The following is a 23,732-nucleotide window of genomic DNA, read 5'->3' on the forward strand; positions in this document are numbered from 1 at the left end:
CGCATCGCTCGGCGACATCCTCGGCGCGGCTCTGCGCGAGAACGAGGGTGACAAAGAGTCCTAAGCTCAAGCGTCACAACGCATAAAAATTGATCGGCCGGAGCCTCGCTCCGGCCGATTTTTTTGTCATCATGCGTTGACCTACCCCCGCGCAAGGGGCAGTTTTGCTGACCGGGACAATTGGAGACACGGCATGATCAAGTCCGAACTGATCGATCGTCTGGCAGAAGCAAACCCGCATCTCTACCACCGCGATGTCGAGCGGGTCGTCAATACGATCCTCGATGGCATCACCGATGCGCTCGCGCGCGGCGAACGCGTGGAACTGCGCGGTTTTGGCGCCTTCTCCGTTCGACGTCGGCCGGCCCGGACCGGCCGTAATCCGCGCACCGGCGAAAGCGTTTCGGTCAAGGAAAAGCATGTGCCGTTCTTCAAGACCGGCAAGGAGCTTCGCGAACGCGTCGATGCTTCGCGCGAGACGGCTCCGGAAATCGCGTAGGCCCACTCGCTTAACGCGACCAGTTCACATCCTCTTAAGCGGATACGCCGAAAATATCGGCGATGAATTCTTCGTCCGCGTATTCCGGTTCTGTGCCACCGATGCCGCCTCCGGCGTCGGCCAACGCCCCTGCGAGCAAGAACTCCGCAGCGGACGCTTTCATTCTTACCGACGCCGAGCAGAAACAGGTTAACAAGCTCGCCGCACGGGATCGCGAAGTGCGGGCCCATGAGCAGGCGCACAAGGCCGTCGGCGGGCAATATACCGGTGCCATCAGCTATGACTATCAGCGTGGCCCAGACGGCAAGCAGTATGCCGTCGGTGGCGAAGTGCCGATCGATGCCAGCGAGATCCCCGGCGACCCGGAAGCCACGATCGAGAAAATGCGCGTCGTCAAAGCCGCCGCCCTGGCCCCGGCAGAACCCTCAGGCCAGGATCGCAAGGTCGCCGCCATGGCGGATGCCAAATCCGCCCAGGCCCGCGCCGAGCTGAATGCGCAAAAAGCGGAAGAGGCAGACCCCAATGCGCCCAAGAACCCGCTCAACCCGGACATCAACGCCCAACTCGCCGAGATGAGACAACAGGACGAAGCGGAGAGTGAGGGCCCGAACAACCCGGCGGAAACAGCCCCGACGGACATGACGGCCTATGCGGCCCATGCCTACCAACAACAAAGCCGAGCGATTACAGCGCTGGCGGCATAACGCCAGGCCGATTTGCGCTCGGACAAAACTGTTCCCGCACCAGGCGCGTCATGCGCCCATCCCAAATGCCCCACAGCACTAGCCCCCGCGCAAAACAAAGCTATACCCTTCAACCGGAAGGTAGGGGCGTATGACCGACACTAAATTTTGCGGCCTCAAGACCGGCAGTGATGTCGCCGCCGCGCGCCAGGCCGGTGCACGCTGGACCGGTTATGTCGTATTTCCGCCCAGCCCGCGTCATGTCTCGCCAGCGCTCGCTGGAGAGCTGGCGCACCTGGCCGAAGGCACCGAGACCGTCGCCGTCACCGTCAATGCCAATGATGATCTGCTGGCCCAGATCCGCGATGCCATGCGACCGGACTGGATCCAGCTGCACGGAAGCGAAGACCCGCAGCGCGTCATCGCCGCACGCGGTTATGCAAAGCGCGGCATTATCAAGGCCTTGCCGGTGGCTGAGGAAGCCGATCTCGCCGCGGCCACTCCCTTTGACGGGGTTGCAGACTGGCTCCTGTTTGATGCCAAACCGCCCAAGGGCGCCGACCGGCCCGGCGGCTGGGGACATGGTTATGACTATACAATTCTGAAAAAGCTGAGACTTTCCTCACCCTGGCTCTTGTCGGGCGGGCTCAGCCCGACCAATGTTCTCGCCGCTGTAAATGCTGCAGGCGCACAAGCGGTCGATATCTCGTCCGGGATCGAGACCGCGCCCGGCATCAAGAGCGCCAAACTGATGAATGAATTTGCCGGTGCCCTGGCGCCGCAGACCCCCTAGGAGAGAGCCATGAGCGATACCGCATCCGCTGACACCCGTCCCAATGCGCTCTCGGCCTGGCCCGATGCGCGTGGCCGTTTCGGCGATTATGGCGGACGTTTCGTCGCCGAGACGCTGATGCCGAACATCCTGGAGCTGGAAGCGGCCTATGAGGACGCCAAACGCGACGTCAATTTCCAGCGCGAGATGGAAGAATTCCTGCGCGATTATGTCGGCAAGCCGAGCCCGATCTATTTCGCCGAACGCCTGACCGAGAATTTCGGCGGCGCCAAGATCTGGCTCAAGCGCGACGAGCTCAACCATACCGGCAGCCACAAGATCAATAACTGCCTCGGCCAGGTCCTGCTGGCCAAGCGCATGGGCAAGACCCGCATCATCGCCGAGACCGGTGCCGGCCAGCATGGCGTCGCCACGGCGACCGTCGCGGCGCGTTTCGGTATTCCCTGCACGGTGTTCATGGGGGCCACCGATGTCGAGCGCCAGGCCCCGAACGTCTTCCGCATGAAGCTGCTGGGCGCCGAAGTTATCCCGGTCACCTCCGGCACCGGCACGCTCAAGGACGCCATGAATGAGGCCCTGCGGGACTGGGTTACCAATGTCTCGGACACATTCTACGTCATCGGCACGGTTGCGGGCCCGCACCCCTATCCGGCCATGGTGCGCGATTTCCAGTCCATCATCGGCCGCGAGGCCCGCGCCCAGATGCTCGATCGCCTCGGCCGCCTGCCCGATGCGGCGGTCGCCTGTATCGGTGGCGGGTCCAATGCGATGGGCCTGTTCCACCCCTTCATCGAGGATGAAAACGTGCGCCTGATCGGGGTCGAGGCGGCCGGCCATGGTATCGAGACCGGCAAGCATGCGGCTTCGCTCAAGGGCGGCGAGCCGGGTATTCTGCACGGCAACAAGACCTATCTGCTGCAGGACAAGGACGGCCAGATCATCGACGCCCACTCCATATCGGCCGGTCTGGATTATCCCGGCATCGGCCCGGAACACGCCTTCCTGCACGACGCCAAGCGCGCCGAATATGTCTCGGCGACGGATGAAGAGGCGATGGAGATGTTCCAGCTCTGCACCAAGTTGGAAGGCATTATCCCGGCGCTTGAACCCGCCCACGCCCTCGCCCGCGTCCGCGACCTGGCCAAGGAACTGGGGCCGGACGGACTGATCCTAATGAATATGTGCGGCCGCGGCGACAAGGATGTGCCGCAGGTTGCTGAGATGCTTGGGGTGAAGCTCTAATGACCAACCGTATCACCACCCGTTTCAACGAGCTCGAAGCTTACGGCCGCCCCGGTTTCGTCGCTTATATGATGGCCGGCGATGGCGACAGCCAGGCGCTGTTGAATGCCCTGCCGGAGGCCGGGGCCGATGTCATCGAACTGGGCATGCCTTTCACCGATCCGATGGCCGATGGCCCCTCGATCCAGGCCTCCGCCCTGCGTGCGCTAGACGCCGGCATGACGCTGAAAGGGGTGTTCGACCAGGCAGCGAAATTCCGCGAACACGACACGGATACGCCGCTGGTGCTGATGGGTTATGCCAATCCGATCCACCATATGGGCTTTGAAAACTTCGCCCGCCAGGCCGAGAAAGCCGGCGTTGATGGCCTTATTTGCGTCGACATTCCGCCGGAAGAAGACAGTGAATTACGCACTGCCCTGGAAGCACACGGAATCGCCCTCATTCGCCTGGCGACCCCGACGACAGACGACAAGCGGCTGGAAACGGTGGTCGAAAACACCTCCGGCTTCGTTTATTACGTTTCCACGACAGGCGTGACCGGGGCAGCGTCGGGCATGGCTCAGGAGGTCGGCGCAGCGGTGTCGCGGGTCAAGTCGGCCTCCGGCCTGCCGGTCGTGGTCGGCTTCGGCGTACGCACGCCGGAACAGGCGGCAGCGATCGCGGCAGAGGCCGATGCAGTCGTTGTCGGGTCGGCAATTGTCGACGCGATGCATGAGGGTGGTGTTGCAGCCGCCACTGAGTTGGTACACACCCTGTCTCAGGCCGCCCACGGCGCGAAAAAGTGAGACAGGGCCGATGAAAGATCGGGACGCGGAAATGAACTGGTTGTCCAAACTGACCCCTCCGGGGATGTCGAAGATTTTCTCCAAGCGCGACACGCCGGACAATCTCTGGGTCAAATGCCCGATTTCCGATGAGATGGTTTTCCACAAGGACCTGGAAGCCGGCCTCTTCGTGACCCCGGCGGGTCATCACATGCGCATTGGCCCGGCCTGGCGTTTCCAGTTCACATTCGACGGTGATTTCGAAGAGCTCGACACGCCGGAAGTGCCCAAGGATCCGCTCAAATTCCGCGACGACAAGCCCTATAGCTCGCGCATTGCCGCAACCCGCAAGAAAACCGGGCGCGATGACGCCATGGCCATCGGTGTCGGCGAGATCGGCGGCGTGGAAAGCGTCGTCTTGGTCCAGAATTTCGCCTTCATGGGCGGCTCGCTCGGCATGGCCGCCGGTGAAGCCTTCATCACCGCCGCAGAGGCTGCAGTGAAGCGCCGCACGCCGCTGATCGTGTTTACCGCTGCCGGCGGTGCGCGCATGCAGGAAGGCGCCCTGTCGCTGATGCAGATGCCGCGCACGACGATTGCCGTGGAAATGCTGCGTGAAGCCGGCCTGCCCTATATCGTCGTCCTCACCGACCCGACCACGGGCGGCGTGACCGCCTCCTACGCCATGCTCGGCGATATCCATATCGCAGAGCCCGGTGCGCTGATCGGCTTTGCCGGCCCGCGCGTTATCGAGCAGACCATCCGGGAAAAGCTGCCGGAAGGCTTCCAGCGTTCCGAATACCTGCTGGAAAAAGGTATGGTCGATAAAGTCGTGCATCGCCGCGAGATTCCGGTTGCGCTTTCACGCATGTTACGCGTGATGCTGAAGCGACCCGGATCGTCAGCCCCTGCCGCGCTGACACCGCCTCCCGCCGACCATGTGGTCGATCAGGGAGAGGAGCATTAGTACCAGGCGTCAGGCACTTGATGACGCGCTTGCGCGGCTTGGTCGACTGCATCCAAAAAAGATCGATCTCTCCATGGGGCGCCTGCAGCGCCTCCTGGCGACACTGGGCAATCCACAGGATCAATTACCGCCGACGATCCATGTCGCGGGCACCAATGGCAAGGGCTCGACCTGCGCCTTCCTAGCGCAAATGGCGCGGGCCAAGGGCGAGCGTGTCCACATCTACACCTCGCCGCACCTGGTCAATTTCAATGAGCGCATCCTGCTGGACAGCGAACCGGTCGATGACCGCACCCTGATTGAGGCCCTGGCGCGGGCCGAAGCCGCCAATTTCGGTGAGCCGATCACCTTTTTCGAGATCACCACCGCGGCAGCCTTTCTCCTGTTCTCCGAACACCCCGCTGACCGGCTGATCCTGGAAGTTGGCCTCGGTGGCCGCACGGATGCGACCAATGTCATCGCCAAACCGGCGCTGACGGTGATCACCCCGGTCAGCATGGATCACCAGGAATTCCTCGGCACCTCACTCGACAAGATCGCCCGCATGAAAGCCGGCATTGCCAAGTTCGGCGTGCCGATGGTGATCGGCAATCAGGAAGCAGAAGCGGAAGCCGCCCTGCGCGAGGAAGCCAAGACAGTAGGCGCGCCGGTTTTTGTCTGGGGCACGGACTACCGTGCCTACCCCCAGCATGGCCGCCTCGTCTATGAAGATGAGAGCCGCGTCTGGGACCTGCCGGCGCCGGGCCTGCTCGGCCCGCACCAGATCCTCAATGCCGGCACCGCTGCCGCTGCAGCGGCCGTCCTGCAATGGCCCGAGGAAGCCGTCGCTGAAGGCATCGCCAAGGCGAAATGGCCCGGCCGCCTGCAAAACATCACCGGTGGGCCTCTGGGCGAGATTGCCAAATCCGCCAATGCCGAGCTCTGGCTCGATGGCGGGCATAATGAGAGCGCCGCTCGCGCCCTGTCCCATGCCCTGGCCGATATGGACGAGCGTGAGGACCGGCCGCTGATTATCATCGCCGGCTTTACCGCAGGTCGCGACGTGCAGTCCTGGGCCACGCATTTTGCCGGCTTGGCCAGCAAATTGATCGCCGTGGAATTCCACACCGGTCGCGGCGCCTCCATGCGGGCCGATGAAGTCGTCAAGGATTGCGAACGCGTCGGCCTAACGGCGGAAACCGCGCCCGGCCTGATCCAGGCCATGCGCCTGGCGGCCAAGTACTCGCCGCCACCGCGTATCCTGATTGGCGGGTCGCTCTATCTGGCCGGCGAAGCCCTGGCGCTAGGCGGGGCTCCACCGCACAAAACGGCGGGCTGAATCACCGGCAAAGAAAACGGGCCGTTCCAGTTCTGGAACGGCCCGTTTTCATGTCGTCTACGGCAGTGCTTAGCCGATGGTTTCGCGCACCCACTCGGCGATTTTTTCTTTCGCCATCATGCCGACCTTGGTGGAAGCCACCTGGCCGTCCTTGAAGATCATCAGCGTCGGGATACCGCGCACGCCATACTTGCCCGGCGTCATCGGATGATCGTCGATATTGACCTTGGCCACGGTAAGCTGGCCGGACATTTCCGTCGCGATCTCATCCAGCGCAGGGGCGATCGTCTTACACGGTCCGCACCACTCCGCCCAGAAATCGACCAGGACCGGCTCGCCGGAATTGAGCACATCGGTTTCGAACGAGTCATCGCTGACCTGTTTGGTCGCCATGGGGCTACTCCTTATCTTCGGGACGAATCCGGCGCACCGGACTCCATCGATGGCGCCCGAGGTAAGGACCGAGGCCCGTCACGTCAAGCAGGAAGCCCGACTGGAACTGTTGTGAGCAGACTGTCGGGCAGTTCCATCAGATCAGCGGAATCGGTCCAAAGCAGGGCACACCGGATCCGCTTGTCGGGATGAAGCGCTCCCAGCAAGGCCCGGTAAGTCGCCATCTGGCCAAGATAAACCTGTGCCACCCCTTCGACCGTTTCGGGAGGCGGGCGGTTGGTTTTGTAGTCGATGATCAGAACTTCGTGATCGGTGATGCGCAAACGGTCAACCTGACCGCGGACGAGAATTTTTCCCGACGGACCAGCCAACTGACCGCTCAGCGAGACTTCCGCCTGGCTGCCGACGCCGAAAATCGGCGCGAAGGCGGCATCGGTGAGGATATGGAAGACCTCGTCAAATATCCGGGCCCGCATCTCCTCGGACAGGTCCGTTTGCGCCGCGAGGAAGCGATGGGCCGCAGCCTCACGGCGCTCTGGCGGCAGATCCGGCAGGGTCTCAAGCAATTTGTGGATCACATCGCCACGTCGGAAGCGATAAACCGGATCCGGCGCCAGCGGCGAGACCACAGCGACCTCCTCCTCTTTGGAACCAAACAGGCTCGACGGCGCCGCCGGGCGTGCCGCCGCCATTTGCGTCCCGGGCGCGGATTGGGTCCAGACCGGCAGGCGGGCTGTAACCTCGGCCTGCTCAACCGCGGCCCCGAGCTGGGATGGCGACCGACCAAAGCGCAAGCCGGCCAGGCGCTCGCCCTCCGGATCCGTCAGCGGCGTGTCACACGCGTCCCAGCCCTCGCCTTCCCAGCGCTCGACCAAGCGGGCATACCAGCTGTCCTCGGCGATGCTGCCGCGCCCGCGCCCCTGTTGCCAGCCACATACGATCAGTCGATCCCGGGCCCGGGTCAGCGCGACATAGAGCAGGCGCTGATGTTCGGCCTGTTGTTTCTGGCGCTCCAGCTCGCGCAGTTTCGCGACCACTTCGGGGTCGGCATCCTTGCGCGGTGACCAGATCAGGCCGGCCTGATCATGCGAGAAGATCGCCGAAGACCGCCCGCTCTTCGGCGAACGCGTGGTGTCCGGCAGGATGATGACCGGCCGCTCCAACCCCTTGGAGGCGTGCACCGTCATGATCTGGACTTCATTGTGCTGGCTGGCCAGTTCACGTTTCACCGGGGTCTCTTCGCGCTCGATGGCCGCGATGAAACTGGCCAGCGCGCCACCGCCATCGCGATCATGCTCGAGGGCGCGGTTGAGGAATTCCTCGGCGGCGTCGCGCGCCTCTTCCGACAACCGGGCGAAGACCCGGGCCCAGCGCGTCTCGCCGCTGGCCGAAGGGGCGTTGAGAAAGCCGGCGTAGAGGGCATAAACACCAATCGTCTCGGACTTGTCGCGCCAGGCCTTGAGGGCCTCGCGAGCCTCGGCGAAACGCACATCCTCGGTCGTCAGCAAAGCCCGCCAGAGACCGCCGCGATCCGTTGTTGGCCGGGATTGTGCCAGGTCAAACAGGGCCTCGTCATTGATCACCGGATCGCCGCCATCATCCGGATCGAAAAGCGGGGATTTGAGGACTTCCGCAAGCGCCAGATCATCGCTTGATGTGACGGCCAGACGGCCCAGCGCCAGCAGGTCCTTCACCACGGTCTGGTCCTTGAGCAACATGCGGTCCGCACCCGCCACCGGCACACCGGCCAGCTTGAGCTGGCGGATCAGCTCCTCGACAAAACCGCCCGTCCGGCGCCACACCAGCACACCGATATCGCGCGGCTCGACCGGGCGGGGACTAAACTGCCCACCGGTCTCTTCCCAGACCGCATCGCCGGCATCGAGCATGCGCTTGATCTCTCGGGCCAGGGCCTCGGCCAGACGGTCGCGCGCCGAGCCGAAGGGCTGCGCGTCGACCGGATCAAAAATAGACTTCGCTTCCTCGGGCTCGGTCCGGGGCAAGGCAGGCCAGAGCTCAACGCAGCCAGGCATGCCCTGCCGGGCCGCCCGGTGAGCCTGGTAGCGCGAGAAGGGGCGCGAGGGATCCGGGCCGACAAACTTCACCTCGGTCTCGGTGAAAACCTGATCCACGGCCTGGAGGATTTCCGGTGCCGAACGAAAGGACACATCCAGTGCTGGCCGGATGGCCTTGAGGCCGGCTGCTTCAGCGCGCAATTCCAGTCGTCGGCCTTCTTCGACAAATCGCGCCGGCTCCGCACCCTGGAAGGAATAGATCGACTGTTTCTCGTCACCGACGATAAAGAGCGAGCGCTCTTCTTCCCACGCGCCCTCGCCAGCAAAGTACTCTGCGGTGAGGCCCTCAATCATGTCCCACTGCCGAGGGGCGGTATCCTGGGCCTCATCGACGAGCGCATGCATCAGGCTGGCATCGAGCTTGTAGCCGACCCAGCCGGAGAAGGCGTTTTGCGGGCTGAGGAGATTGCCAGCGAGGACAATAAGATCATCAAAGTCGAGCGCGCGCTGACGCTCACGCTCAATGGCTAACCGATCAAGATAAAGGACCGCAAACTCCAGCGCAGCGGCGCTGGCCGCCGCGACCTCCAGCGTTCGCACCTTGGCCCGCGCCGCCTCCATACGCTCGGCCTCGGCCTCGATCAGTGGAAGCACCGAGGGGGCCGCCTTTTGACAGGCCGCCGAAACCAGGCGCGCATGCCGGTGCGCCTCGCCATTCCGGGTGAAGAAGGCTTCCAGGTAAGCCCGGTAGGCTTGCTCGGGATCGGTGGCTTGCAGCGCCCGAAACATCGCGTTCGCCTTGTCCCCATCCTGCTTCCCGCCTTCGTCCTGCAGGGCGTGAGCGGCTGCGGTCACCTCGCCACGGGGCATGGCAGCCATGGCTTCGCGGCGCACACTTTCAGGCGCCTCACCCGGCTGGCATTCAAGGACTTCATAGAGCGCTTCAACCGGCGCGCCTTGCGCGAATGCTGCGTTCAATTCGTGCCGGTTATTGTCGGCCCAGGCGATCAGTGTATCGACGGCCTCAGCGCCACCGACAGCGAGCAGGGTCCGGATCACATCTGGCGAGGCCGCGGTCAGCGCTTGCCGGCGTGCCGTTTGGGCCAGGGTCTGTTTGGCACTGTCATCCAGTGTCTGGAAACCCGGCAAGGCACCGGCCTCTAACGGGAAACGCCGCAGCAGGCTTTCGCAGAAGGCGTGGATGGTCTGGATTTTCAACCCGCCCGGGGTTTCAAGGGCGAGGGCAAAGAGCTTGCGGGCCCGCGGCAACTGAGGCGCCGGCGGCTTGGTACCGCGCAGCTTCTCCAGCTCCCTTGTCAGGGCCTCATCGCCCAGCACGGACCAGGCCCCGAGCCGGTCGAACAGGCGTTCCTTCATCTCGGCGGCCGCGGCCTTGGTATAGGTAACGCAGAGAATGCGATCAGGTGCCGTGCCGTCGAGCAGGATATTGACCACGCGGTCGACCAGAACCCGTGTCTTGCCGGATCCGGCATTGGCCTCCACGAAGACATGCACATCCGGGCGTGCTGCATCGCGCTGAGCCTGGCTGGCGGTGGCGACAATGGCGGGATCAAATCCGATTCTCATTCACCGCCCTCCTCGCTGCTGGCCGCCACGGCCCACTCACCACGTCGGGCGAGATGGTCGAAATCGCCGTATTCATTCTTGTACTGGGCCCGCGGCTGGGACGGGTAGGGCTCCGTTTCGATATCGAAACGGGCGATCAGTTTATGCAAATCCTCCAGCGCTTTAGCAGCCAGTTCAGCGGCTGTATCGCGGACATCCACACGGCTCTCCTTGCCCGCATCCTTGTTCCCGGAGACGGTCAGATAGACCAGTGCCGCCGGATCGGCTGGCGGCAAGCCTTCGAACACATCGGGCTGCGCGGCCATGGCGGCCGTCAGGGGCAATTGCGGTTCGAAGCCGGCCTTGACCATCTTCGCTGACGGCGCGGTTCCGGTCTTGTAATCGAGCGTTTCCAGACGTCCATCGGGTGCATAATCGAACCGGTCTGCGCGCCCGGTCAGCTGCCAGGGCCCAGCCGGCCCGTCCAGTATCATCACACCCTTGATTTCAAGCGCTGCCGGTTTGTGTCCGGCCTCTCGGCGAGCCCGCTCCCAATCGACAAACCAGCGCGCCGCACGCTGGAAACGGGGCAGTTCGAGGCTCAGCGCTTCCGGCTCGAAACCGGCTTCGACAAGCGCCCGACGCGCCTCCGCACACAGGACCTCAACCGCATCGGCAGGCAGGTCGTCAGTCCAGCGCTCCACACATTTCTGCAAGGCGTCGTGCAGGGCGGTTCCGCGTTCCCGCGGTCCCGGCACCATATCGGCGGGGTCGAGCGGGCGCAGGCCGAGCAAATGGCGGGCGTAGATCGAATACGGGTCCCGCACCCAGGTGCGGATCTCGGTGATCGACATCTTGCGCGGCCGGGCACTGACAGGCGGGCGCGGCTGCGGCGGTGCAGCGGGTTTAGGCTTGTGGGACGGACGGTCCAGGGCTCGCGCAAGCGCCAGATAGTCGATCGCCGGGCGAAGCGCCGCCTGGGCGGCATCACCAAGTGCTCCGCGCGCCAGGGTCTGCAGCCGCCAGAGCCAGCGCGAGGCCACGGTCGGCGCCCCGTCAGCTCGGGCCGAGCGGGTCAGAAACACTTCGCCGCCGGCGGCGGCCAATTGCGAGAAATCATGAGCGGCGAGCCCGTAGCGGCGCTCCGGTGCGCCAAGGCCGGCTTTCTCGCGCATGCGCCGCGACATCCAGGGGTCGACACTGGGCCCTTGCGGCCAGACGCCCTCATTCAGCCCGGCCAGGATGATCCGGTCAGCCCGGATCAAACGAGCCTCCAGCGGACCGAGGATTTGCAGCCGGGGATGAACCCCCACGCTGGGCGGGATGCGGCGCGATTGCAGCAGTTCACGGAAGGCGGCGGCATATTCGCCCAGCGTCATCGATGGCAGCGCGTCGCTTTCATGGATCAGCTCCCGCATGAGCAGGGCCGCACTCTCTCCACCCTCGCCGCGCCACAGGCGCAGGGCGCCATGAACGTCCTCTTCCCGGGCCAGAGCCTCTGCAGCCTGTGCATGGGCCCGGGCCCATTGCTCCATGGTCCGGGTTTCGAATTCATCCGCTCGAACATTTTCGGAGGCAAGACAGGCCAGCGCTTCTGCAACCACCGTCAGGATGCGGTCGGCTGCGCTCCGGTCATCATGAAACAGGCGGTCTCCGAATGTCTCGAGCCGGCCCCGCAAGGCCGCGACACCAGCACCCGGCCGGGCACCGCGCAAGGCAGCGGCCTCGAATTTGGCCATGACCGTGTGCGTATCACCACGGCTGCCGCCCGCCGCAAAAAGCGGCGACGCCCACAAGGCGGACTGGCGCACAACACTGCCGGGGTCTTCCGCTACCGCCAGCAGACGGTCGAGAAAGGCACCGCTGGCGCACTGCGCCAGGGGCAGGCCGCCAGAATCGTCCAGCCGCACCCCGAAACGGGTCATCTCTGCCGCAACCCGCTGCGCCAGCGACCGGTCCGGCGTGACGAGAATGGCCCGGGCTTCGGGCTGCTCGAGGGTTTCTCGCAGCAAGAGGGCACAGGCCCGCGCTTCCGCCAGCGGGTCCGGCGCCTCGACCAGGTTCAGTGCCTCGAGGGCCTGGTCGAAGAAGGTATCGCCATATTGCTCGCGCAGGACCGCAATGCGCCCGAGCCACCCATCGGTGGCGCCGGCCGGGCGCAGGGCTTCGGCAATCAAGAGCCTGCGCGCGCGCGCAGGGCCCGTTTCGGCGGCGCCGGGCCATTGCGACACGTCCCGGGGAGAAATCCCCGCATCCTGGATAAAGGCGCGCATCGCCCATTGCGGGTGTGCATCATCGATCTCGGCCCAGACGGTCTCATCCGCATCCCAGTCGAAACCCGGCAGTACTACAGCGCCCTCGGGCAAGGAGGAGACGATCTGCATCAGGCGCCGAACGGCCGGAATGGAACCGGTCGAGCCGACGACCAGAACCGGATGATCGGGCGGCTGCGTCTCCCAGCGATCCGCCAGGGCGTGCAGCACCATGGCGCGCCGGGCCGCCGCATCCATCAGTCCCAGCTCGGTGAGGCGTTGTGGCCAGGCGGTGTTGAGAATGGAGAGAAATTCAAACGCCTCGCGCCGGTCTTCGGGCAAGTGTTCGAGCAATTCTTCGTCCAGCGCCGAGAGGTCCTTGACGTCTTCATTGGCGAGATCATCAAGCAATTGCGACAGGGGCTCGGCCAGCGACAGGGCGCCGGCGAGGCCGATCGGCCGGTCCAGCGCCTTTTCCTTGGCGAGGATCAATCGCGCCAGTTCGAAACGGCGCTTGGCTGCGGAAATTGCGGGAGGCGCAAATCCGGCAAGCTCACCCGGTTCGAAGGGCGGATCATCAACATCGATATCGCCGAGCGGCTTGATGCGCGGCAACAGCGCGACACCGGTGCCTGACAGGTCGGCGAAGGCATCCCCGAGCGCCTTGGCGGCGCGGCGTGTCGGGGTCAGGATCAACAGGCGGGTGAGCGTATCACCCGTATAGGCCTCGGACAGCTTAGCTGCGATGGCGGCGAGGTGATCAGCCTCCGGCGCAAGCGTGAATATCCGCGGAGCGGGGTTATCGAACAGCGCAGCGGTCAAGGGGTGAGGCGCGCCTCCGCCTGAGCCCGCGCTTCGGGATCGCCGACATGCATCCAGAACGCATTCATCGGCAGTCCGCGCACCCGGCCTTGCGGGATCAGCTCGCGCCAGATTTCGGTCATGGAATAGCGCGCCACCGGACGGCCCGACATGATCTGCGGATTGTGGATCTGGACGCCGGCATAGGCATAGGGCGCCGACGGGCGGTCGCCGCGCCAGTCGAGGCGACAGTCCTCACCGAGATAGAAATCCCCCGCTCCGTCAAAACCAAGCGTGCGCTCGAGCGGGGCCAGCAAGAGCAGGACATCCATCTCGTCGCTATTCCAGGCCGCACGCATACGATCGAGCTCGCGCTCGCCTTCATCGACCCAGATGGCATCGATATTGGAAATGAAAATCGGGTCAGAACCGAGCAGCGGCAGCGCCTTGGCAACCCCGCCACCGGTTTCCAGCACTTCATCGCGTTCGTCGGAAATCGTCACTGCGGGTTGACCGCTCCAGCCAGCCAGGTGCTGCTCCATACGGTCGGCGAAGTGGTGGACATTGACCACGGCCCTCTCAACACCGGTCGCGGCAAAGCGGTCCAGGGCCCAGTCGACCAAGGCCTTGCCGCCAACCTCGACCAGGGCTTTGGGCCTGTCATTGGTCAGGGGCCGCATGCGCGTGCCCAGACCCGCCGCCAGGGCCATGCCGGTCTTGATCTCGATCACTTGTGGGCTTCCTTGAACACGCAATCGGCGTGCGTCTTGGCCCACATCAGCAAGGGCATCAGTGCCGGGTGCTGCAGGTCAGCGACGAAATGGCGCGCGACATGCGGCAACATTTCCAGATAACGCGGCTTCTCATCGCGCAGGGCGAGGCGGACGAAAATGCCCAGGATCTTGGCATTGCGCTGCGCCCCGAGGACAGCATAGCTGGCGTCAAACCCGGCTGCATCCTCAATGCCGGCCTGGGCACAAAAGCGCGCTTTGAGAGGCACGATCAGCTTGCGATCGACATTGCGGCGGGCATCCTCCAGCAAGGAGACAAGGTCATAGGCGGGATGCCCCATCAAGGCGTCCTGGAAATCCAGCAGACCGACACGGGCATGACCTTCGCGGTCCGGCAGGTGGATGAGGTTCTCGGCGTGGAAATCGCGCAGCACCAGGCCCGGCGCACAGGCATCGAGCCGCTGCAGGGCCGTTGACCAGATTTCACGCCACTCGGCGCGCGCGGCATCACTGACCGGCGCTTCAGCATAGCGCTCGAGGAACCAGTCGAGGAAAAGGTCAAGCTCGGCCATATAGGCGACGCTGTCATAGGACTGCACCGTCCAGCTTTGACCATCATACTCTAGTTCCGGGTCGAAGCTTGAGCGATAGAGCGCGGCCAGAGCGTCGACGGCGAGGGAATAGACCGTGCCTTCATGCATCTTGTCAGGAACGATCCGGGCATAGAGATCGTCGCCCAGGTCTTCCAGGATGAGAAAACCTTCCGACAGATCTGCGGCCAGGATTTTAGGCGCCGAGAAACCGCGTTCGGTCAGAGCCTGAGCGAGCCCAGAGAAAGCCGCCAGGTTCGGACCGGCCAGTCGGGCAACAGCATTATAGCCCAGCGCTTCGCGTTCTCCCGGGCTGGCATCAACCGGACAGGCCGGGGCCTCTGCACCGGCCGGTGCATCCATCAGGATGGCCTCACGGTCGCCGTCAATGAGACGAGCATAACTGCGTGTGGATGCATCACCGCTCAGCGGGCGAACTTCGGCTGAACCCCAGCCGACCCGCTCGATAAAGGCCGACCGCGCGGCCGCGCGCTCAGATGTCGTCAAGGCGTGTCTCCCAATCTCCCCGGCCCGCGATCCGGACCTGACGCTTGTTTGCGCCGTTATCGCTCTGGTTTGTGTCATCTTGTCCCGCCATCGACAAGTCGATCTCCAGCCGTGTCTGTGGACACCAGTCGCCAAGCCGGTCCGGCCATTCAATCAGGCAGATGGCGTCCTCGAACGCGTCCTCCAAACCCAGCTCCTCCAGCTCTCCCTCATCCTCGATGCGATAGAGATCAGCATGCCACAAGGGGGTGCCAGATTCTGTCTCGTAGGTTTGAACGAGAGTGTAGGTCGGGCTCGGCGCGTCGCTGACACCGGTCAAAGTCTCAATGATGGCCCGGGCCAGGGTCGTCTTGCCGGCACCCAGCCCTCCGGTCAGGAAAACCACATCACCCGCCTGCAGCCGGGCCGCGACACGCACGCCCAGCGCTCGGGTCTCATCGAGACTGGACAGGGCAATAATCGGTCGAGATGTCATGCCCAAGCGCTTAGCGAAGCCCGAGCATAACGGCAAGCTGTGAAAGCCTGTCTTGACTCCGCGGTGAACGCTGTTCATTTCCGTATCCAAGAGCGGAGTGACCCATGCCTAAGATCACCTATATCGAACACAACGGAACAGAGCACACCCATGACGTCGCCACCGGGCTTACCGTCATGGAAGGGGCCGTACGCAACCTCGTCCCCGGAATCGACGCCGATTGCGGCGGGGCCTGTGCCTGTGCCACCTGCCATGTCTATGTCGACGCGGCCTGGACGGAGAAGACCGGAACCCGCGAAGCCATGGAGGAATCCATGCTCGACTTCGCCGATCATGTTCAGGACACTTCGCGCCTGTCCTGCCAGATCAAGGTCACCGACGACATGGACGGCATGATTATCCGCATGCCGGAACACCAGGGCTGATCAGCCCGCCCGAAGACATGAAAACGCCCGGCTGGTGAAAACCGGCCGGGCGTTTTTCGTGGTCGATGCAGGGATGCCGCCTACTCCGCGGCCAGATCCATCGAATTCATGATCTGGTCGACCTCGTCGGCGAGCGAGGCGTAATAGTGCATTTCCGGCGCCAGGAAGAGGATGAGGTGAAGACCGTCCTCCTGCGCGACCGCGGCGACATCACCGCGGACATTGAGACCGTTTTCCCAATTGCCGATCAGGCCAAAACGAATGCCTTCATTGCCATCAATCGTGGCCGGGCGGATCTCGACGGCTTCAACCGAATTATAGCCGATCAGGGCGAGCGATCGCGTGACCATCTCGACCACTTCAAACTCGCTGGCGCCATCGGCATAGGTCGGCACATCCGCCTCACGGAAGACGCGAACAAAGGACTGACCATCGGCGATGGTGACGAAATGCAGGCGATTGAGCAGCATACCATCCTTGGTCAGGTATTCGCCGGACGTGGCCGGGTTGATCTGCGACGGCCAGCGCGACCAGTCGCTCGGCAGGGTGACGGAGAAATCCGACTCAGTCTGGAAGGCCCCCGCCGGCGCGGTTTCCGGCATCACAGCGCAGCCAGCAAGCGCTGCGACAGCAGCCACCATGGCGATCAGTTTTTTCATGAATTTTCCCCCGAAAGCGTTTCAATCAGCCGTTCCACCAGGCGCGCATCGCGGGCATTGGGGTCGAGCTCAAGATAAGTTGTGAAGGCGGTCGCCGCAGCAGCCGGCTCGCCGGCCTGACGGTAGGCTTCGCCCATAAGCCGATAGGTATCGGCCGGTACGTCATCATATTGGGTGGCCGCCTGATAGGCAGCGAGGGCCGCCTCGCGGTCGCCCTCTTCCCCGCGCATGGCCAGGACACGGCCGCGGGCGGCGTGAAGGATGCCCTCATGGCCGCCGGTTTCGAGGCGCCGGTCGATCAGGAACAGGCTGGAACCGTAGTCGCGCAGAGCGATCTGGGCGTCGAGCCAGTCCTTCAGATGGGGCGAGACCACAGCATCGAGCTCGGCGGTACGCGGCTCGATCATTGCCATGCTGGCGGTCTGTTCGCTCAGCGTATCAATGCGCTGCTGGATCAGCGGGTGGGTACGATACATCCCGCCGCGGTCCGCACGGCGAGCGCGGCGCTCATCATCCGAGGCCTTCAGTTCGTCGAGCAAATTCGTCCAGATGCGCGGCGCGGCTGTCGGGTCCAGACCCGCCTCAGCGATCAGCTCGACACCAATGCGATCGGCCTCAGCCTCACGCTCACGCGAATAGGAAAATGCCCCGCCATAGGCCAGTGCTGTAGCGATGGACCCGGACGTTCCGGAATAGCCCTGGCCCGGCGCCACGCCGGTCGAAGCCGCCACACCGACAGAAATCACACTGCCCACGATCGCCGCTGTAACAGCAGCATTACGGTTGGCATTGCGCTGTTCCAGGGCGTGGTTCTCGACGAAATGCGCCATTTCATGGCCGAGCACGAAAGCCAGCTCGTCTTCACTCGATGCGCGCAGCAAGAGACCGGAATTGACCAGCATCATGCCGTTCGGCGCCATCATGGCGTTGAAATCGATACTGTCGAGCACGTAGACGCGGATATCGGCGCAATACTCACCGCCGATCCGGCAAACCAGATCGGTGACAAAGGCGTTGAGTGCGGGATCCTCCAGCAGACGCCCGGAGGTGAGCAGGCTCTCCTCCATCTGGTCCATCTGGTACCAGAGGCTGGCTTCGGTCGTATCAAGCGCTTCAGGCCGCTGCCCCACCGTGCGGACACCCTGGTCCGTGGCACAGCCAGCCAGCGTCGCGAGCGCAGTGGCCCCGATCAGGACAGATCTGAACAACCGGCTCACCGGCCTACTCCGCAGTCTCTTCGACCGGTGCCAGATCCAGATTGTTCATAATTCGGCTGACGATATTGGCGCTCTCATCGACATCGCGCGGATCACCCATGACAACCCACTCGCGGTCCACCAGATCGCCGGTCTGCAGATCGATAACGGTCCCGGCGGTCAGGCGGATATTCTGCGACGGCGGCGTGTAGCCGGTCGCGACGCCGATCATGACCTGGGTCATGAAGACGCCGCCACTCTCGATCTGGGAGTAGTGGTCGATAAACACCGCATAATCGCTGTCATAGGTGTCGCCGAGCAGAGCCGCATCGCTGCCGAGCGTCAGGTCCATATTACTGCCCACGCCACCCTTGTGCGGCATGTTATCGCCGGCATGCTGAGCCACGACTTCGTACAGGAGAAGCAATTGGTCGAGCTGGTCATTGCGTTCCGCGTCGGCGTCGAAGGCAACCGTGTCGAAGCCCTGCTCACCGACCTGCGCATCAAAATGACTGAACAGGTTTTCCTTGGCCTCGGCCGTCCAGTCTGCGCGCACCTCGGCGCCGCCCGTGGTGATAAAGACCACCTCGGCATTCGGCTCCATGATCAGATAATCGGGCGCCTCGTCATCATTGATTGCGAGCGCCGGAGCTGCGGTGAGGAACGCAGCGATGGCCGCGCCGGTCAGAAGGTTCGTGTAACCCATGAATTCCCCCAAAAATCAGTCGAGGGAAGGTGTCATTCCACGCCACAGGAGGTCAAGCAAAAAACCCGTGTGAATTGCATTTACAACAAGGGCTTGCCTAGATGGTTTCGCTGAGCGACGAGACGGGGGTCTTGACCAGACCCAGCTCCGGCGGAACGCCTTCACCGCTGGCCTCAAGGGGCAGGTGACACGCCACTTTCGTGCCCTGGCCGGGCTCTGATTGCAGCTCGACCCAGCCCCCGTGCAACTTGGCGATTTCCTTCACCAGCGCCAGGCCGAGACCGGCACCGCCGCGTTCCCCACGGGCGAAGCGATCAAACACCTTGGCCTGCTGGTCCGGCGCAATGCCTTCACCATCATCCGCGACCCAAAGCGTCACTTCATCACCCTGACCGCGGGCACCGATAGTGACATTACCGCCCGGCTCGACATGACGCAGCGCATTGGACAGCAGGTTCATCGCCACCTGTTTCAGACGATTGCGATCCGCCCGCAGCAGGCCGACCGGCCCGTCAATCTCCACGTCCAGCTTGATCGAATTGTGATCCGCACGCGCCGCCAGCAATTCGGCACTCTCTCGAGCCACGCTCTCGATATCCACATCGCCGAGATCCAGCTCGAGCTGGCCGGCATCAATCGCCGCCACATCGAGAATGTCATCGATCAGCTTGGCGAGGTGCTCCGACGCCGCCTGGATCGCCGCCATCGGTTCCTTTTGCCGATCAGTCAGCTCACCGGCGAAGCCTTGGGCCAGCATGTCGGCATACCCGCCAATCGTCGTCAGCGGGGTGCGCAACTGATAGCTCACATGCTCGACGAACTCGGTCTTGATGCGCTCGGACGCCTCGAGGGCCTCGGCGCGCTCGCGCAGGGCTTCCTCGATGCGGCGGCTATCGGTGACATCATCCCAGCATATCAGCGTCGCGCCATCGGGCAGCGGCCGGGTCAGATAGGTCAGCACCCGCTCATCGGAGCGATGCATTTCACCGGTCACCTGTTTGCGCGCCTGCGGGCTCGGATCGGTGACGCGGCCCTTGATATCGTTCCAGATGCGGTCATCGGCGAAAAGGCTGGCGCAGGTTTCCGCCACGGTGTCGAAATCGGGCTGACCATCGAGCTCATCCGGCTCGAAACCCCAAAGCTCTTCAAAGGCGTTATTGTTAAGCTGCAAGCGGCCATTGGCACCAAACACCGCCACCGCCTCGTGCAGTTTGTCCAAGGTCGCCCGCTGCACATTGATCAGCGTGTTGTAGCGCGCCTTCAGGGACAACTCGTCGGTCTTGTCCTCGAAGATGAGCATCAGACCACCGAGCGGGTGGCGCTGACGGGCAATACGAAGCGTGCGGCCATCGGGCAGCGGCCAGAGCTCATCCGGCGTCTCGTCATTGGGCGAGGCATCATAATAGGCCAGCTCGTCCGACTTCCACTGGGCGAAATCGGCCTGTTCCGGAAGCAGGCGCTTTTCCCGCATCCGGTCGAGCAACTGGGCATGGCCGGGGCGCTCGGTGAGCCAGGCATCATCGAGCTTGAACAGCGCCTTGAATGCCTTGTTGTGGAAGCTCAACCGCTTCGACCGGTCAAACACCACTACAGCCTCAGCCATGTGATGCAGCGTTTCGTCATGCGCCCGGCGGAAGCGTTTCAGATCGGCCTTGGCTTCCTCGCTCGCGGTCTGATCGATGGCGATACCGGCGGCGCCGCCGGAAACCGGGAAGATGAGGAATTCCATCGCCCGGCGTCGGCCATTAATGACCACGATCCGCGTTTCACTGATCGGCTTGGAGTCCTGAATCGCCCTGGCAGCTTGCTCCTTCATGCCATTGTCCAGGAGAAGCTGATCGCCGAGGACTTCATCGAGCCGTTTGCGGTCGACCGCACCGACATAAATCTGGTTGGCCCACTCGATCCGGCCGGAAGCATTGGTGCGCCAGGCCGGGAAGGGGGCGCGGCCGAGCATGTCGAGGAAAGCGACCGGGTCCTGGCTGACTAGGCGACGGGCTTCCTCGATGCGGCCGCGAGCGCCGGATTCTTCCAGTCCGCGAATAGTGGAATCAGAAAGCCAGACGACGAGCTGCGTGCCGGCGGCGCGGCCGTCCACCTCGAGGAACCGCCCGCTCGGACCGATAATGGTCAGGGAGAAGGGCCGCCCCTGTTGCATCAATTCCTGGAACCGTTTGCGCAGCGTGGTCTCGTCCCCGCTGGAGGACCGCGCCTCATAATCCGCCAGCCCCTCCATGAGGATGCCGGCCGGGTCGGGTCCGTCCGTCGCCTCGGCAAACCGCAGCAATGAGGCCAGCGCCACAGAGGAGCCAAAGATCTTCGGCTGGCCCCAACCGGTCGCGGTTTCCTCGAACGGGGGTTCGTCCCAAACTAGGACAAGTCCCGGATGGGCACCGAAAATACTGTCCGCCCGGGCAATCCGGTCTTCCATGTCGCTAAGCTTGCGGCGCCACACGGCCTGGGCTGCGCGAGCCCCTGCCGTCTTGCGAAACGCCCATATCCCCACCACGAGCGCAAACGCCATGGCTCCGAATGTGACAATCATCGTCGCAAACTGGAAAGTCTGTCCGGTCATCTGTTCCGCCCTGCGCGAAGACCGGCTCCACCAAAAAAATACGGGCCCTCGCGAATCACCATGATAGCGAGGCCCCGAGTCGGGTGCGATGCTTCCGCCCGCAAAAATCTAAATAAGTTATGTTCGTAGCCGGTCTGGCCGGGGGAGACATGTCGTGTTTTCCACAGCCTGCTGCGGCAAAAACAGAGTCGGCTCAAGACCTTGAATCGCATTCGCGGCGCCGGCCCCGTGCCTGCACGAAGCTGTGGAAACTTCCTAATGAATGGTTAACACCGCACCTATCGGATGCGGACTTCACCCGCCCGGAACTCGAACAGGACGACACAGTTCTGCAACCGGTCGACATTACTAAGTGGTTGAAATTCCCAGTCCGAAACCGCGCGCCGGGACTCCCGGCTGAAGCCGCCGCCGGGCACTGAGCGGGCTATGCGGATATTCTCGACCTGTCCCGCGTGGGCGACATCGAAGCGGACCACGACCCAACCCTGGCGACCGCGGCCATACTCGCGCGCGGGGTATTGCGGCAGTGCAGCCCGGACTGCCGCCAGCGTCGACCCCCGGCAATCCTCCGGACCGATCAGACGCTCGACATTTGGAGGCACGGGATAGTCACCCGTGGGCATGAAGTGCCGGTCACGCACGTCAGTGTCGAGCCCTGGAACCGGCAGGTCCGGCAAGCCCACTTCCGGCACGCCTGCACAGGCCGACACGCTGAGCGTCAAGGATAGCAACAATACCCGCATACCGCGACATTCCGTTAGTTAAAGCGACCCGATGCGCTCTCAAACTGCCCAAAGTCCGGCTGCCACTAAGGAAAAAAACCCTTAACAGCGATTAAGAACTTCCCTGTTCGGCTCCGGGACGCGTATGATCCTGCGAAGTGGGAAGCTATCGCAACGGCACGTTCCCTGCACGTAACGAGCGATAGGTCATTGAGGGTGTATAGTAAATGTCACTGCTGCCGACTGCCCATGCCGGGCAAACCTACGGCTCGCGCCGCGTCGATTTCTTTACAGTCTCGGGTCAGGTTTCAGCGTCCGATGCCCATATCGGCCGCATCACCGACACCGACGGCATGGACCATGATGTCAAGCTGACCGAGCAATCCAGCGCCTTCGCGCCGGGTGACAGCGCCACCATCTTGCGCATCCAGTCCGGTCCCAATCGGCGATCGCGCCCGGTGGCCATCATCAACCACTCCCGCGGCGTCTGGATGCGGGCTGCACCCGATGCGACCTCCACCCTGGCACGTTCCGGAGTGACACGGACCTTCAACTGGTGGCTTTCCATCCTTTTCCTCGCCCTGGTCGCCATCGCATCGGTCTGGCCGCTGATGCACACCTTCCTGACCGAGATCAATCGCTCGATGATGGCCAGCGTTCCGAGCTTCGATATCTATGCCGATCTCACCGCCCAATTCCCGGCCCTGACCGGCTGGCGGCTAGAGAGCGGCCTGTCGACCGGATTGAGCGACGCGCTGACGAGCCTCGGCTTCGTGCCAATGAACCTGTTGACCGAGATCGGCGTCTTCAGCCTGGCCGGTCTGATGGCCCTGCTCAGCTTCTCGGCCCGGTCCTGGCGTCTGATCTACGTCCCGGCACTCGCAGTCGGGGCAGTGATCGCCGGTGCCATCTTCGGCGGCGCGGAAGCGACCCTGGCAATCATCGGCGCGTCGATCGCACTCTTCATGCTGGGCGGGTTCATCAATCGGGTCCGCGATAGCGGCCGCCTGAACAGCCGCGTCGAACAACTCGCCGAACACGTCCTGCGCAATCCGCCGTTCGAGGAAGTGCGAACCGCACCGGCCACCGCCATCGCCGCTGCCGGCGCAACCCTCGCCGTATCGCAGCCGGAAACCAGCGCTGCCAGCGCCGTGGCCGAACCGGAGCTTGCCGAAATGCCGGCTGAGCCGATCGCCGAGCCGGCACCGGAAGCCGCGCCGGTTGAAGTGGAAGCTGTCGAGGCCGAAGCCGAAACAGAGGACGCAACCGAGGCTGAAACGGCCGCCGAGATTGAAGAGCCTGTCCTGGCGGAGGCGGCAGCGGGCAGCGAAGCCACAGAGTCCTCCGAGGAAAGCGACGCTGAGGAGACGCCAGAGCCGGTGGAAGCGGCCGCTGTCGAAAGCGAAGTCGAGGACGATGATCTCCCGTCCATGGAAGAGGTCGCCGCTGCCGCGGCACTGAACCAGCAGGAACAGGCCAAGGCCGAGGGATCAGAGGCTGTTGAGACGGTCAGCGAAGCGGTTGCTGTGGAAGACCAGTCCGTGACGCTGGAAGATGACCGCGCCCTGGCCGTGGCCCCGCCACCGCCGATGCCGACCGCAGCGGAACCGGCACCGGTTGAAACGGAGACCGAGCCGGCTGTCGTCGCGGAAGAAGCACCGGTTGAAATGGACACGCCGCCAGCTGACCCGGTGGCCGAACACACCGAGACGGAGCTGTGTGTTCCGGTTGATGACCCACTGATCGACGACGACCATGACCCGATGATGGATGAGGCGGGATCCGCCGATTTCGCACCGGGCGCACCGGAAATCGAGCTGGAAGACGAGCGGCAGTCCTAGGGGCTGATC

Annotated in this window: 20 protein-coding genes; 9 read left to right on the forward strand and 11 right to left on the reverse strand. The window is 63.6% G+C overall.

Annotated elements, in window-relative coordinates; translation table 11 throughout:
- The first annotated feature begins 193 nt into the window (after positions 1 to 193).
- The 7 genes from Q1V51_RS03290 (at position 194) to Q1V51_RS03320 (ending at position 6,269) form a co-directional block, all read left to right on the forward strand.
- Positions 194 to 499, forward strand: coding sequence for an integration host factor subunit beta (locus Q1V51_RS03290; protein WP_300529626.1), 306 nt, complete (start codon positions 194 to 196; stop codon positions 497 to 499).
- A gap of 62 nt (positions 500 to 561) precedes the next feature.
- Positions 562 to 1,203, forward strand: a complete 642-nt coding sequence (locus Q1V51_RS03295) for a putative metalloprotease CJM1_0395 family protein (RefSeq protein WP_300552817.1) — start codon at positions 562 to 564, stop codon at positions 1,201 to 1,203.
- Between the two features lie 130 nt (positions 1,204 to 1,333).
- The gene (locus Q1V51_RS03300; RefSeq protein WP_300552819.1) at positions 1,334 to 1,975 is read left to right on the forward strand and encodes a phosphoribosylanthranilate isomerase; all 642 of its coding nucleotides are present in this window, start codon (positions 1,334 to 1,336) and stop codon (positions 1,973 to 1,975) included.
- Positions 1,976 to 1,984: 9 nt separating this feature from the next.
- Positions 1,985 to 3,217, forward strand: a complete 1,233-nt coding sequence (gene trpB / locus Q1V51_RS03305; RefSeq protein ID WP_300552821.1) for a tryptophan synthase subunit beta — start codon at positions 1,985 to 1,987, stop codon at positions 3,215 to 3,217.
- Positions 3,217 to 4,005: a tryptophan synthase subunit alpha gene (trpA, locus tag Q1V51_RS03310; RefSeq protein WP_300552822.1), complete on the forward strand. Its 789-nt coding sequence runs from the start codon at positions 3,217 to 3,219 to the stop codon at positions 4,003 to 4,005. The genes trpB and trpA overlap by 1 nt, the downstream gene beginning before the upstream one ends.
- A 31-nt stretch (positions 4,006 to 4,036) precedes the next feature.
- A complete protein-coding gene (accD, locus tag Q1V51_RS03315; RefSeq protein WP_366522693.1) occupies positions 4,037 to 4,951 on the forward strand; it encodes an acetyl-CoA carboxylase, carboxyltransferase subunit beta in 915 nt (304 codons plus the stop codon).
- Between the two features lie 73 nt (positions 4,952 to 5,024).
- Positions 5,025 to 6,269 carry a folylpolyglutamate synthase/dihydrofolate synthase family protein gene (locus tag Q1V51_RS03320; protein WP_300552827.1) on the forward strand — a complete coding sequence of 415 codons (1,245 nt, stop codon included), beginning with the start codon at positions 5,025 to 5,027 and terminating at the stop codon, positions 6,267 to 6,269.
- 69 nt (positions 6,270 to 6,338) lie between these two features.
- On the opposite strand, the gene trxA is transcribed toward Q1V51_RS03320, so the two are convergent.
- From trxA to tsaE, 6 genes are all read right to left on the reverse strand, one after another.
- A complete protein-coding gene (gene trxA / locus Q1V51_RS03325) occupies positions 6,339 to 6,662 on the reverse strand; it encodes a thioredoxin TrxA (RefSeq protein WP_300552830.1) in 324 nt (107 codons plus the stop codon).
- 83 nt (positions 6,663 to 6,745) lie between these two features.
- The gene (addA, locus tag Q1V51_RS03330; protein WP_300552832.1) at positions 6,746 to 10,264 is read right to left on the reverse strand and encodes a double-strand break repair helicase AddA; all 3,519 of its coding nucleotides are present in this window, start codon (positions 10,262 to 10,264) and stop codon (positions 6,746 to 6,748) included.
- Positions 10,261 to 13,317 (reverse strand): double-strand break repair protein AddB, encoded by a 3,057-nt coding sequence (gene addB, locus Q1V51_RS03335; RefSeq protein WP_300552834.1) that lies wholly within the window; start codon positions 13,315 to 13,317, stop codon positions 10,261 to 10,263. The genes addA and addB overlap by 4 nt, the downstream gene beginning before the upstream one ends.
- Entirely contained in the window at positions 13,314 to 14,027 is a 714-nt protein-coding gene (locus tag Q1V51_RS03340) for a nucleotidyltransferase family protein (protein WP_300552837.1), read from the reverse strand. The genes addB and Q1V51_RS03340 overlap by 4 nt, the downstream gene beginning before the upstream one ends.
- Positions 14,024 to 15,124 (reverse strand): phosphotransferase, encoded by a 1,101-nt coding sequence (locus Q1V51_RS03345; protein ID WP_300552840.1) that lies wholly within the window; start codon positions 15,122 to 15,124, stop codon positions 14,024 to 14,026. Before Q1V51_RS03345 ends, Q1V51_RS03340 begins: the two co-directional genes overlap by 4 nt.
- A complete protein-coding gene (gene tsaE, locus Q1V51_RS03350) occupies positions 15,111 to 15,599 on the reverse strand; it encodes a tRNA (adenosine(37)-N6)-threonylcarbamoyltransferase complex ATPase subunit type 1 TsaE (RefSeq protein ID WP_300552842.1) in 489 nt (162 codons plus the stop codon). Before tsaE ends, Q1V51_RS03345 begins: the two co-directional genes overlap by 14 nt.
- Positions 15,600 to 15,703: 104 nt before the next feature.
- Between tsaE and Q1V51_RS03355 the strand changes: the two genes are divergently transcribed.
- Positions 15,704 to 16,024: a 2Fe-2S iron-sulfur cluster-binding protein gene (locus Q1V51_RS03355; RefSeq protein WP_300552844.1), complete on the forward strand. Its 321-nt coding sequence runs from the start codon at positions 15,704 to 15,706 to the stop codon at positions 16,022 to 16,024.
- A gap of 80 nt (positions 16,025 to 16,104) precedes the next feature.
- Here the strand turns inward: Q1V51_RS03355 and Q1V51_RS03360 are convergent, their stop codons facing one another.
- The 5 genes from Q1V51_RS03360 to Q1V51_RS03380 form a co-directional block, all read right to left on the reverse strand.
- Positions 16,105 to 16,683: a hypothetical protein gene (locus Q1V51_RS03360; protein ID WP_300552846.1), complete on the reverse strand. Its 579-nt coding sequence runs from the start codon at positions 16,681 to 16,683 to the stop codon at positions 16,105 to 16,107.
- Positions 16,680 to 17,900, reverse strand: coding sequence for a M48 family metalloprotease (locus Q1V51_RS03365; RefSeq protein WP_300552849.1), 1,221 nt, complete (start codon positions 17,898 to 17,900; stop codon positions 16,680 to 16,682). Before Q1V51_RS03365 ends, Q1V51_RS03360 begins: the two co-directional genes overlap by 4 nt.
- A 4-nt stretch (positions 17,901 to 17,904) precedes the next feature.
- Positions 17,905 to 18,585, reverse strand: a complete 681-nt coding sequence (locus Q1V51_RS03370; RefSeq protein WP_300552851.1) for a hypothetical protein — start codon at positions 18,583 to 18,585, stop codon at positions 17,905 to 17,907.
- Between the two features lie 97 nt (positions 18,586 to 18,682).
- On the reverse strand, positions 18,683 to 21,160 hold the full coding sequence (locus tag Q1V51_RS03375; protein ID WP_300552853.1) for a PAS domain-containing sensor histidine kinase: 2,478 nt from the start codon (positions 21,158 to 21,160) through the stop codon (positions 18,683 to 18,685).
- A 278-nt stretch (positions 21,161 to 21,438) separates the two neighbouring features.
- On the reverse strand, positions 21,439 to 21,903 hold the full coding sequence (locus Q1V51_RS03380; RefSeq protein ID WP_300552856.1) for an energy transducer TonB: 465 nt from the start codon (positions 21,901 to 21,903) through the stop codon (positions 21,439 to 21,441).
- A 206-nt stretch (positions 21,904 to 22,109) separates the two neighbouring features.
- Between Q1V51_RS03380 and Q1V51_RS03385 the strand changes: the two genes are divergently transcribed.
- Positions 22,110 to 23,723, forward strand: a complete 1,614-nt coding sequence (locus Q1V51_RS03385) for a hypothetical protein (protein WP_300552859.1) — start codon at positions 22,110 to 22,112, stop codon at positions 23,721 to 23,723.
- The last annotated feature ends 9 nt before the right edge of the window (positions 23,724 to 23,732 follow it).

The sequence above is a fragment of the Maricaulis sp. genome, assembly GCF_030149235.1.
Taxonomy (GTDB): domain Bacteria; phylum Pseudomonadota; class Alphaproteobacteria; order Caulobacterales; family Maricaulaceae; genus Maricaulis.

Coding starts and splice junctions, on each gene's coding strand:
- Q1V51_RS03360 (WP_300552846.1), bottom strand. CDS start 16,683: ATGAAAAAACTGATCGCCATGGTGGCTGCTGTCGCAGCGCTTGCTGGC.
- Q1V51_RS03290 (WP_300529626.1), top strand. CDS start 194: ATGATCAAGTCCGAACTGATCGATCGTCTGGCAGAAGCAAACCCGCAT.
- Q1V51_RS03370 (WP_300552851.1), bottom strand. CDS start 18,585: ATGGGTTACACGAACCTTCTGACCGGCGCGGCCATCGCTGCGTTCCTC.
- Q1V51_RS03320 (WP_300552827.1), top strand. CDS start 5,025: ATGGGGCGCCTGCAGCGCCTCCTGGCGACACTGGGCAATCCACAGGAT.
- tsaE (WP_300552842.1), bottom strand. CDS start 15,599: ATGACATCTCGACCGATTATTGCCCTGTCCAGTCTCGATGAGACCCGA.
- Q1V51_RS03385 (WP_300552859.1), top strand. CDS start 22,110: ATGTCACTGCTGCCGACTGCCCATGCCGGGCAAACCTACGGCTCGCGC.
- trxA (WP_300552830.1), bottom strand. CDS start 6,662: ATGGCGACCAAACAGGTCAGCGATGACTCGTTCGAAACCGATGTGCTC.
- trpA (WP_300552822.1), top strand. CDS start 3,217: ATGACCAACCGTATCACCACCCGTTTCAACGAGCTCGAAGCTTACGGC.
- addA (WP_300552832.1), bottom strand. CDS start 10,264: ATGAGAATCGGATTTGATCCCGCCATTGTCGCCACCGCCAGCCAGGCT.
- accD (WP_366522693.1), top strand. CDS start 4,037: ATGAACTGGTTGTCCAAACTGACCCCTCCGGGGATGTCGAAGATTTTC.
- Q1V51_RS03380 (WP_300552856.1), bottom strand. CDS start 21,903: ATGCGGGTATTGTTGCTATCCTTGACGCTCAGCGTGTCGGCCTGTGCA.
- Q1V51_RS03355 (WP_300552844.1), top strand. CDS start 15,704: ATGCCTAAGATCACCTATATCGAACACAACGGAACAGAGCACACCCAT.
- Q1V51_RS03375 (WP_300552853.1), bottom strand. CDS start 21,160: ATGACCGGACAGACTTTCCAGTTTGCGACGATGATTGTCACATTCGGA.
- Q1V51_RS03295 (WP_300552817.1), top strand. CDS start 562: ATGAATTCTTCGTCCGCGTATTCCGGTTCTGTGCCACCGATGCCGCCT.
- Q1V51_RS03300 (WP_300552819.1), top strand. CDS start 1,334: ATGACCGACACTAAATTTTGCGGCCTCAAGACCGGCAGTGATGTCGCC.
- trpB (WP_300552821.1), top strand. CDS start 1,985: ATGAGCGATACCGCATCCGCTGACACCCGTCCCAATGCGCTCTCGGCC.